The organism is Desulfovibrio sp. 6_1_46AFAA, from assembly GCF_000224635.1.
GTDB lineage: Bacteria > Desulfobacterota > Desulfovibrionia > Desulfovibrionales > Desulfovibrionaceae > Desulfovibrio > Desulfovibrio fairfieldensis.
This window is the reverse complement of the sequence record NZ_JH114300.1, coordinates 102,160-111,937: the sequence shown is the minus strand read 5'-3', so window position 1 is coordinate 111,937 and position 9,778 is coordinate 102,160. Positions and strand designations below refer to the sequence as shown.

General features: G+C 60.7%; 8 protein-coding genes and 1 tRNA gene. 1 reads left to right on the top strand and 8 read right to left on the bottom strand.

What is annotated here, in order from left to right:
* The 7 genes from HMPREF1022_RS16840 to HMPREF1022_RS00315 form a co-directional block, all read right to left on the bottom strand.
* The coding region (locus tag HMPREF1022_RS16840; RefSeq protein ID WP_198005308.1) for a transposase at positions 1–124 on the bottom strand (124 nt) is incomplete at its 3' end.
* A 219-nt stretch (positions 125–343) separates the two neighbouring features.
* The gene (locus tag HMPREF1022_RS00340) at positions 344–1,570 is read right to left on the bottom strand and encodes an LL-diaminopimelate aminotransferase (RefSeq protein WP_008684560.1); all 1,227 of its coding nucleotides are present in this window, start codon (positions 1,568–1,570) and stop codon (positions 344–346) included.
* A gap of 16 nt (positions 1,571–1,586) precedes the next feature.
* Positions 1,587–2,456: a diaminopimelate epimerase gene (gene dapF, locus HMPREF1022_RS00335; protein WP_008684562.1), complete on the bottom strand. Its 870-nt coding sequence runs from the start codon at positions 2,454–2,456 to the stop codon at positions 1,587–1,589.
* A gap of 356 nt (positions 2,457–2,812) precedes the next feature.
* Positions 2,813–5,005, bottom strand: a complete 2,193-nt coding sequence (locus HMPREF1022_RS00330) for a glutamine synthetase III family protein (protein WP_009301377.1) — start codon at positions 5,003–5,005, stop codon at positions 2,813–2,815.
* Positions 5,006–5,038: 33 nt separating this feature from the next.
* Positions 5,039–5,377: a P-II family nitrogen regulator gene (locus HMPREF1022_RS00325; protein ID WP_008684566.1), complete on the bottom strand. Its 339-nt coding sequence runs from the start codon at positions 5,375–5,377 to the stop codon at positions 5,039–5,041.
* A gap of 26 nt (positions 5,378–5,403) precedes the next feature.
* On the bottom strand, positions 5,404–6,612 hold the full coding sequence (locus HMPREF1022_RS00320; RefSeq protein WP_009301376.1) for an ammonium transporter: 1,209 nt from the start codon (positions 6,610–6,612) through the stop codon (positions 5,404–5,406).
* A gap of 548 nt (positions 6,613–7,160) precedes the next feature.
* Entirely contained in the window at positions 7,161–8,912 is a 1,752-nt protein-coding gene (locus HMPREF1022_RS00315; protein ID WP_009301375.1) for a sigma-54 interaction domain-containing protein, read from the bottom strand.
* A gap of 34 nt (positions 8,913–8,946) precedes the next feature.
* Between HMPREF1022_RS00315 and HMPREF1022_RS00310 the strand changes: the two genes are divergently transcribed.
* Positions 8,947–9,023 (top strand) — tRNA-Glu (locus HMPREF1022_RS00310).
* Positions 9,024–9,325: 302 nt separating this feature from the next.
* Here the strand turns inward: HMPREF1022_RS00310 and HMPREF1022_RS00305 are convergent.
* Positions 9,326–9,778: integrase core domain-containing protein (locus tag HMPREF1022_RS00305; protein ID WP_009301374.1), on the bottom strand; the 453-nt coding region annotated here is incomplete at its 5' end.

Sequence of the window (9,778 nt, the reverse complement as noted above, 5' to 3'; positions counted from 1 at the left end):
GAATTTCTCCGATACTTTCTCGAATGTTGGCAAATATTATTTTCCGCCTGTATTTTGGAGAAAAGACAATGTGATACTTGCACAACCATTTTGTGTGGGCTAAACTTTGAACTCGAGTTCCCATATAAAAACACCTTTCCCTTAAAAATTACGATGGGCTTGAACAACTCTATCGTATGGGAAAGGTGTTTTTTGTATAACAAATTATTTCCACCCGCATAGCGGGTGGATTTCTGTTTCGCTCGCAAACGCTCGCTCAACTGGCTAAAGCCCCTTACGAAAAAGGGGAGGCCGCCCTCCCCTTTTTTTGCATCTTGTCCGTTGTCGCCGTCAGAAGCGGTTTTTAACGCAGTTCGCGCATACGGCGGATGGCTTCTTCCGTATCCTCAAGCGACCCGAAGGCCGTCAGGCGCACATAGCCTTCCCCGCTGGCGCCGAAGCCCGCGCCCGGCGTGCAGACCAAGGCCGCCGAGTGCAGCAGATGGTCGAAGAAGCCCCAGGAATCCATGCCCTTGGGCACGCTCACCCAGATATAGGGGGCGTTGACCCCGCCGAAGACTTCCAGGCCCATTTCCTTCATGGCCGCGCTGAGCAGAGCGGCGTTGCTCTGATAGCCCTTGATCACGCCCTCGATCTGACGGCGGCCTTCCTCGCCGTACACGGCGGCGGCGGCGCGCTGCACAATGTAGGGGCAGCCGTTGTACTTGGTGCACTGGCGGCGGTTCCAGAGGCCGTTGAGCCCCACCTTGCCGCCCTTGCCGTCGCTGACCTGCAGAGCCTTGGGCACCACGGTGTAGGCGCAGCGCAGGCCCGTGAAACCGGCGGTTTTGGAAAAGCTGCGGAACTCCACAGCCACTTCCTGCGCGCCCTCCAGCTCGTAGATGCTGTGCGGCACGTCCGGATCGCGGATAAAGGCCTCATAGGCCGAATCAAAGAGGATCACGCAGCCCTCGCGCCGGGCATAATCCACCCAGCCCTGCAAGGCCGCGCGATTGAGCACGGTGCCCGTGGGGTTGTTGGGATAGCAGAGGTAGATCATATCCGGCCGGGTCTTGGGAAAGTCCGGCACGAAGTTGTTGGCCTTGACGCAGGGCAGATAGACAAGCCTGCTCCACTGCTTGTTGACCAGTTCCCCGGCGCGCCCGGCCATGACGTTGGAATCCACATAGACCGGATAGACCGGGTCCGTGACGGCCACAATGCTGTCCTGGGCGAAGAGCTCCTGAAAATTGCCCACGTCGGACTTGGCCCCGTCGCTGACGAAGATTTCGTCCGGGCTCAGGTTCACGCCGCGCGCCTTGTAATCATACTCCATGATCAGATCGCGCAGGAAGTCATAGCCCTGTTCCGGGCCGTAGCCGTGAAAATGCGCGGCGTCGCCCATTTCGTCCACGGCCTTGTGCAGGGCTTCGATGACAGCCGGAACCAGGGGCCGCGTCACATCGCCGATGCCCAGGCTGATGACCCGGCTGTCGGGATTGGAATCCTTAAAATCCGCGACCTTGCGCGCAATGTCGGCAAAAAGATAATTGCTCTGGAGCTTGAGAAAATTCGTATTGATCGTAATCATGCCGTCCTCAATATTGTCAGATGAAATAGACGCCGTCAAAAACGGCCACAGCGCCGCCCGTCATATAGACGTGGTCGTCGCTCTTGTCCCAGTCGATATGCAGCACGCCGCCCCTGAGTTCCACGTCCAGCGAACGGCCCGTATGGCCGTTGAGCACGCTGGCGACCGCCGCGGCGCACGCGCCGGTGCCGCAGGCCAGGGTTTCCCCGGCGCCGCGCTCCCAGACGCGCATTTTGATTTTCGTGGAGGAAATCACCTCCACAAATTCCGTATTGGTGCGTTTGGGGAAAATGGGATGGTGCTCGAACAGCGGACCCAGCTTGGGCAGATCCAGATCGTCGATGCCCTGCATGAAAACCACGGCGTGCGGATTGCCCATGGATACGGCGGTTACCGCATACGTGCGTCCTCCCACCTCCACGGGCCGGGCGATAAAGCGCTGCGGATCTTCGCCCTCGGTGAGCGCCGGGGCGAGCACCACAGGAATGAGATCCGGGGCAAGCACGGGCTCGCCCATATCCACGGTGGCCCCGCGGACCTCCCCGGCCTCGAAGAGCAGGCGGATAATCTTGATGCCCGCCGCTGTTTCCAGGCGGATGACGTCTTTGTTGACTATGCCGTGATCGTGCGCGTACTTGCCCACGCAACGGGTGGCGTTGCCGCACATTTCGGCTTCCGAACCGTCGGCGTTGAACATGCGCATGCGCAGATCGGCCACGCCCGAGGGCAAAATCAGCACCAGGCCGTCTGAGCCCACGCCGAAATGGCGGTCGCTGATCCGTTTGGCCAGTTCGCCGGGGTTGTCCACCCGTTCCTCAAAACCGTTCACGTAGACGTAGTCATTGCCGATGCCCTGCATCTTGGTGAAACGCAATCCCGCGACCATATAGTGACTCCTTCCCTTCCGGCGGCGCGCCTTACGCCGGTTCCGCCGAGAGGTTCATTCAGTAAGGATAGCTGTTTTTTATAGATTGAAAAATACTGAAAGTAAAGACAGGCACGTTTGTTCCGCCGCCGCGCGCGGGAAGCGCGGTCCGGCGGGTCCGGCTTGCACGGGGACGCCAGAGGCGGGAAGCCGCCAGACTTCCCGCCTCTCCGCGCCACGCCGCTGCCGTCCGTTGCGGCGGACAGGCCCGGGGCGACGCGTCCCGTCACCTTACGGCCACGGGGGTCGGGAACAGGGCGATTCATCTTCCCCCCGGGATGAGACCCCCCTCCCCAACACTCAATCCGGAATTCCACCTAGTGCGCCCAGAGCAGCTCAGAATACTTGGGAAGCACCCACAGGCTGTCCTCCACCAGCCTTTCCAACGTGTCGGCATGCGCGCGGCATTCGTTCATGGCGGTCAGAATGCCGTCGCGCGCTTCCCTGGCCTGTTCCAGAGCGCCTTCGACGCTCCGGGTTTTTTCCACGGCCTTTTCCAGCTTGTCCACGCCGATCCGCAGGGCCGTGATATGGGTACGCAGAAGATTGAAATATTCCTCCTCGCTCCTGGCTGACGTGTCGCCCAGCACGGCGCGGGTCTTGATCACCACGTCGGCGGCCCTGGCCTGGGCTTCCAGGCACTGCGGCAGCACCATGGAGCGCAGCATGTCGGCCATCAAATGGCCTTCAATAAGGAGAGTCTTGCCGTAATTTTCCAGCAGTATTTCCTGGCGGGCCAGAATTTCGCGCTCGCTCAGGATGCCGTGCCGCAAAAAGACGTTCATCACCTCCGGATCGCTGTAATGTTCCAGCGCGGTCACGGTATTGTTGTGGTTGGGCAGCTTGCGTTCGGCCGCTTCCACGGGCCAGGCCTCGGAATAGCCGTTGCCGTTGAAGACCACGGGCATATGCTCCCTGAACAGCCGGGGCAGCAGCTCCCGCAGGGCCGCGTTCAGCTCCGTGCCCGCGGAAAGCGCGGCTTCCAGTTCGGTGGCGATGTCGTCCAGGGCGCAGGCCACAGCGGCGTTGAGCGCGATGTTCACCGGAGCCACGGACTGCGAGGAGCCCACGGCCCGGAACTCGAACTTGTTGCCGGTAAAGGCGAAGGGGCTGGTGCGGTTGCGGTCGGAAAGGTCCACGGGCAGGGGCGGCAGTGTGGAAACGCCCACCTCCATGACCGGATTCTTTTTGCTTCCGGTGTGGCTGCCGTGGATTATGCTGTCCAGCACCTCGGTGAGCTGCTCGCCCAGATAGACCGAAAGGATGGCCGGAGGCGCTTCATTGGCCCCCAGGCGGTGATCGTTGCCCGCGCCCACGGTGCCCAGGCGCAGGGCCGTTCCGTGTTTGTGCACGGCGCGCAGCACCGCGGCCAGAAAGACCAGGAACTGCGCGTTGTCCTGCGGCGTGGTGCCGGGGTTGAGCAGATTCTGGCCGTCGGAATCGCACATGGACCAGTTGTTGTGCTTGCCGCTGCCGTTGACACCGGCAAAGGGCTTTTCGTGCAGCAGGCAGACGAAACCGTGCCTGCCCGCCATATGCCGCATCATGTTCATGATCAGCATATTGTGGTCGCAGGCGATGTTGGCTTCCTCATAGACCGGCGCGATTTCAAACTGGCCGGGGGCCACTTCGTTGTGGCGGGTCTTGGCCGGAATGCCCAGGGCCAGCAGTTCGTTTTCCACGTCCTGCATGAAACTCATGACCCGTCCGGGGATGGCCCCGAAGTAATGGTCCTCCATTTCCTGGCCCTTGGGCGAGGGCGCGCCCAGCAGGGTGCGGCCCGCCAGCATGATGTCCGGACGCAGGGCGGCCAGGTTTTTGTCCACCAGAAAGTATTCCTGCTCCGGCCCGACCATGGCCCGCACATAACCGGCGGACGTGTTGCCGAAGAGCTTCAGGATGCGCAGGGCCTGCCGGGACAGGGCGGAAATGGAGCGCAGCAGCGGAATTTTGCGGTCCAGGGCCTCGCCGGAATAGGAATAAAAGTAGGTCGGAATGTGCAGGGTCGCGCCGTAGGGGCCGGGAATGATGAAGACCGGCGCCGAGGGGTCCCAGGCGGTGTAGCCGCGCGCCTCAAAAGTGGAGCGGATGCCGCCCGACGGAAAGGACGAGGCGTCCGGCTCGCCGCTGATCAGCATTCTTCCGGAAAATTCGCTGATGACCTCCCCTTCGGCCGTGGGTGAGAGAAAAGCGTCGTGCTTCTCGGCGGTCAGGCCGGTCATGGGGTGGAACCAGTGGGTATAGTGGGTCGCGCCGCGCTCAATGGCCCAGTCCTTCATGGCGTTGGCCACCACATCGGCGATTTCCGGATTCAGGCGCTCGCCGTCGCGAATGGTCTTGACCAGCTTGCGGTAAACGTCCTTGGGCAGGCGCTTGCGCATCACGGCCAAGCCGAACACGTTGCGTCCGAAAATCTCGCCCGCCTCGTGCGCCCGCTCCTCCCGGCAGGAAGGAACCACCGGCTTTGCCTCAACAGCCTTGAACACCGCCTTTTTACGGGGGGAACTCATCGTATTGTCTCCTTTCCGGTTTGCCGGCCGCGTCTAGAGCGCGTCGTTGCCGCGCTCGCCCGTGCGGATGCGCACCGCGTCCAGCACGTCGCTGATGAAAATCTTGCCGTCGCCCACCTGACCCGTGCGGGCCGTGGCCACCACCGCGCCGAGCACCCGTTCCAGAGCCTCGTCGTGCAGCACCAATTCAATCTTGATCTTGGGCAGGCAGTCCACCTGCATGGTGGTGCCCCGGTAGACTTCGGTATGCCCGTGCTGGCGGCCGAAGCCCCTGATTTCCGAATAGTTCATGCCGTGAATGCCCAGCTTTGAAAGCTCGTCCTTGACCTTGTCGAACATGCCGGGCCGGATGATGATTTCCAGTTTCTTCATGACAGACTCCCTTTGCCGCTTACGGCTTACAGCGAGTAGCCGCGTTCATTGTGTTCGCTCAGATCCAGGCCGGTATACTCCGCTTCGGGAGCGACCCGCAGGCCCACGGTGGAATCCACGATGCCGAGCAGGATGCGGCTGACCACATAGACGAAGGCCCAGGTGCCCAGCACGGAGACGAACTGCACCCAGAGCTGATGCGGATTGCCGTAGAACAGGCCGTCCACATTATTGATGGCCGCGCTGGCGAAAAGGCCGGTAGCCAGCGCGCCCCAGGTGCCGCCCAGGCCGTGGATGCCCACCACGTCCAGGGCGTCGTCATAGCCGAACCTGTTCTTGAGCAGCACGCCGCCGTAGCAGACCATGCCGCCGATGAAGCCGATCAGCATGGCGGGCAGCAAGCCCACGAAGCCCGCGCCAGGGGTGATGGCCACCAGACCGGCCAGAGCCCCGGAAACAGCGCCCAGGCTGGTGGGCTTGCCCGTGCGCTTCCACTCCACCAGCATCCAGCCGAGGATGCCGCAGGCCGAGGCCAGATGCGTGGTTAGCAAAGCCTGACCGGCCAGCGGACCGGCGGACAGGGCGCTGCCCGCGTTGAAACCGAACCAGCCGAACCAGAGCAGGCCGCCGCCCAGCAGGGTGAAAGGCAGATTATTGGGTGTGAAGCTCTGCGGGCCGGTGGACAGGCGGGGCCCCAGAGCCTGGGCGCAAGCCAGCGCGCCAGCGCCGGAGGCCATGTGCACCACCGCGCCGCCCGCGAAGTCCACGGCGCCCATTTTTGCCATCCAGCCGCCGCCCCAGACCCAATGGGCCATGGGCGCATAGGCGAAGATCAGCCAGAGACCCGAAAAGAGCAGCATGGCCGAAAAGCGGATGCGTTCGGCGTACGCGCCGGAAATCAGGGCCACGGTCAGAACCGCGAACATGCACTGGAAGGCCACAAAAACGGTATGCGGCAGATTGGATGCGGCCGGAGCGGCCGTGCCCTCAACCCCGTTCAGAAAAAGGTAGGAAAAGTTACCGATCACGCCGCCGAGGTCATCGCCGAAGGCCAGGGTGTAGCCCACCAGGGCCCAAAGCACGGTGATCAGCCCCAGGCTGGCGTAACTGTGCATGTGGGTGGAAAGCACATTGCGCGCCCGAACCAGGCCGCCGTAAAACAGGGCCAGCGCCGGGGTCATCAGCATGACCATTGTGGCGCAGATGATCACAAAAGCCGTATCCGAAGCGTTCATCACAAACTCCCTTGTGGCCGCTGCCACACGCGCTTTCCGTCGCTTCGCCTTCCCGGGGACGGCAAGCGTCCGGAATGCGCGGCGGCCTATCCGGCCGGACAAAAACTCCGGGGATGGAACCGGCGCCGTGGTCCACCCCCAACGCGGCACATGCCGCGCCTCCTGTTGTGCTCCAAGGCACAATCCATGCCAGAGCCGCAAAGCAGAGGGATCAGACATATACTATCCTAATTTTGCAGATTATTTTTAGTTCCTCGAAAGAGACGGTTGCGAGCTTCACCGGCAAACAGGCCTACTTTTCTACAAAATTGTCGAAAAAAAAGAATCGGCTCTTCCACCGGGTAAACCGAAGGAAGAGCCGATTCATGAAAAATCATGTAAAATCAGTATATTATATCTATGGTTTCAAAATAGACATTTTTGTCGTTTTTCACATCAAGATTGTTTGGACAATCAATCCCTGCCCTGTTTCCAATGAGAAACGGCGAATCTCCCGACTGTGCCGGCGCACCGGCGGTCCGTTTCAAAAAATAACATTTTTGTCGATTTTATGAAATCATACTGTCTGCGGCGGGCGGCGCGCCCTTCCGAACCGGACGGAAGGCTTTGTAACTGATGCCGTATTTTTTCAGGCGCAGGGCCATGATCCGCTCGGTCAGGCCCAGGCTTGCCGCCGCCCTGCCGATCTGCCCTTGGCTGGATTCCAGGGCCTCCACAATGCAGGCCCGTTCCAGTTCGTCCAGACGCTCCCGCAGACTGCCCGCGAAACCGGGCCGGATGACGCAGCAATCCGCGCCGTCCCGGCCTTCGCGGATGCTGTGCAGGGAAGGCGGCAGGTGCTGGGGCAGCACCAGGCTCTCGCGGCCCAGAAGCAGCACGGCGCGCTCCATGACGTTTTCCAGCTCGCGGATATTGCCGGGCCAGGCGTAACGCTGGAGCATATCCATCACGGCCAGGGAAAGGCGCACGTTCTTCCGCCCGTTGGCCGCGGCGAATTTTGCAATAAAATGACCGGCCAGGGGCAGGATATCCTCGGGGCGCAGGCGCAGAGGCGGCAAAGAAATGGGAAAGACATTCAGGCGGTAGAACAGATCACGGCGGAAGCCCCCCTCCTCCACCATCCGCTCCAAGTCACGGTTGGTGGCGGTGATGAAGCGCACGTCCACATGTATGGTTTCCATGCCGCCCAGGCGTTCAAAGCTGCGTTCCTGCAGAACGCGCAGCAATTTGGCCTGGGTCATGAGAGACAGCTCGCCCACTTCGTCCAGAAACAGCGTGCCGCCGTCCGCCAGTTCAAAGCGGCCCTTGCGGGTGGCACTGGCTCCGGTGAAGGCCCCGCGCTCGTGCCCGAACAGCTCGCTTTCAATAAGATTTTCCGGCAGGGCCGCGCAGTTGAGCGAAATAAAGGGCCGAGGCGCGCGGGCGCTGGCCGCGTGAATGGCCCTGGCCGCCAGTTCCTTGCCTGTGCCGGATTCGCCCTGCAAAAAAACCGTGGTCGCGGACGGGGCCACCTGAGCGATCTGGGCGTAGACCTTCTGCATGCTTTCCGAATTGCCCACAAAGCCCTTGGGCCGCAGGGAGGGGCGGCTTTCCTCATCCATGCGGCCCTGGGTTTCCAGGGCCGCGTGCCCCAAGAGGGTCGCAATGATCAACAGCAGACGCACCTCGTCTTCCAAGGTGGCCGCGTCGGCCAGGAGATGATCCACGGAAAGCGCGCCCACCACCTGATCATTGAGCCGTATAGGCACGCAGATGAAGGAGATGCCCTCCTTTTTCAGATCGCGCGAACGGGTTTTGTTCAGAAAAAGCGGCTCTTGGGAGACATTGGAAATATACATGGGGCGGCCGCTTTCAATGACCCGGCCGGTGATGCCCTCGCCGCGCACGTAGCGCCCGCGCCGACACTCGGCGGGCTTGAGCCCGTAGGCGGCTTCCGTGCGGATTTCGCCGGTCTGCGGCGACACCAGGGTGATGGCCCCGCGCATCATGTGCAGATGCCCGGCCATCAGAGCCAGGGCCTTGTCCAGGGCCTGGGCCACGTCGCTGGCGTCATTCATGACCCGGGCCAGCTCCAGCAGCAGGCGGAGCTGGCTTTCACAGTGCGCGGCAACGGAATCCGGCGTCAATGACGGCGTTGCGGCGGACGGCAAAGAGGAAGATTCGGCGCTGGGCATGGCGGAAAAATACCCCAGGCCGCACGGCCTTGCAATGCCGCCGTTGCGGGCCGCCCTGCGGCCGCTCCACCCGCCGCCGGATACGGCTTCCGCACGGCCGGTCGCGCCGCGACACACGCTTGACACGGTACCGGCTTTCCTTTACAAGGGCCTCTCACCCGTCCCCATCGTCTAGCCGGCCCAGGACAACGGCCTTTCACGCCGTCGACAGGGGTTCAAATCCCCTTGGGGACGCCAAGAAAAATCAAGCACTTACATGAAAATGTGAGTGCTTTTTTCGTTGTGGGGCAAATCTGCCCCACGCTCTGCCCCACATGTTTGGAAAAAAATATTGTTTTTTCTTAGCAATAAACTGGGTAGACTAAGTCAATGAATATCGAATCAATTCTTTCAGAGAACGGTTTTACCATCTCTTTTGATGTCTCATCTCGTCATTCAATTTCTGACCTTATAGGGCAGAAATTGAGGTGTGGAATATATGTATTAAATTTTATCGATGAAACATTTTATGTCGGTCAGGCTGTTTGGAGTTGCCCCTGCTAAACCGGACACTCCAAGTTTTGCAATGAACGGATAAACTCACGAGGTGAGAGCATCCGGAGGGCCTTATGTGGGGCATTTTCATTATAGTCTTCAAACCAACCGGAAAGCTGCGCCATCACAGTTTCGGCATCCGATCGATCGTTGCAGAAGACGTAATCCCGTTTGAATGTTTTGACGAGAGCTTCAGCCATACCGTTGCTTTGGGGGCTGCGAGATGGAGTAAACTTGCTGACGATGCCCAGCGCGGCGGCAAAAGTTATTGTTTCTCTCGCCGTGTAGCAGGATCCGTTGTCGGAGAACCATTCAACTGGCTGCAATGTTTTGACATCCCCAAACCGCTTTTCAACGCATGCCAGCATGACGCTTTGCGCCATGTCAGCACTGTACCCACCAGTGGTGGCGGAATAGGCCATCACTTCTCGGTCGCAAGTATCTAGGGCAAAAATAAC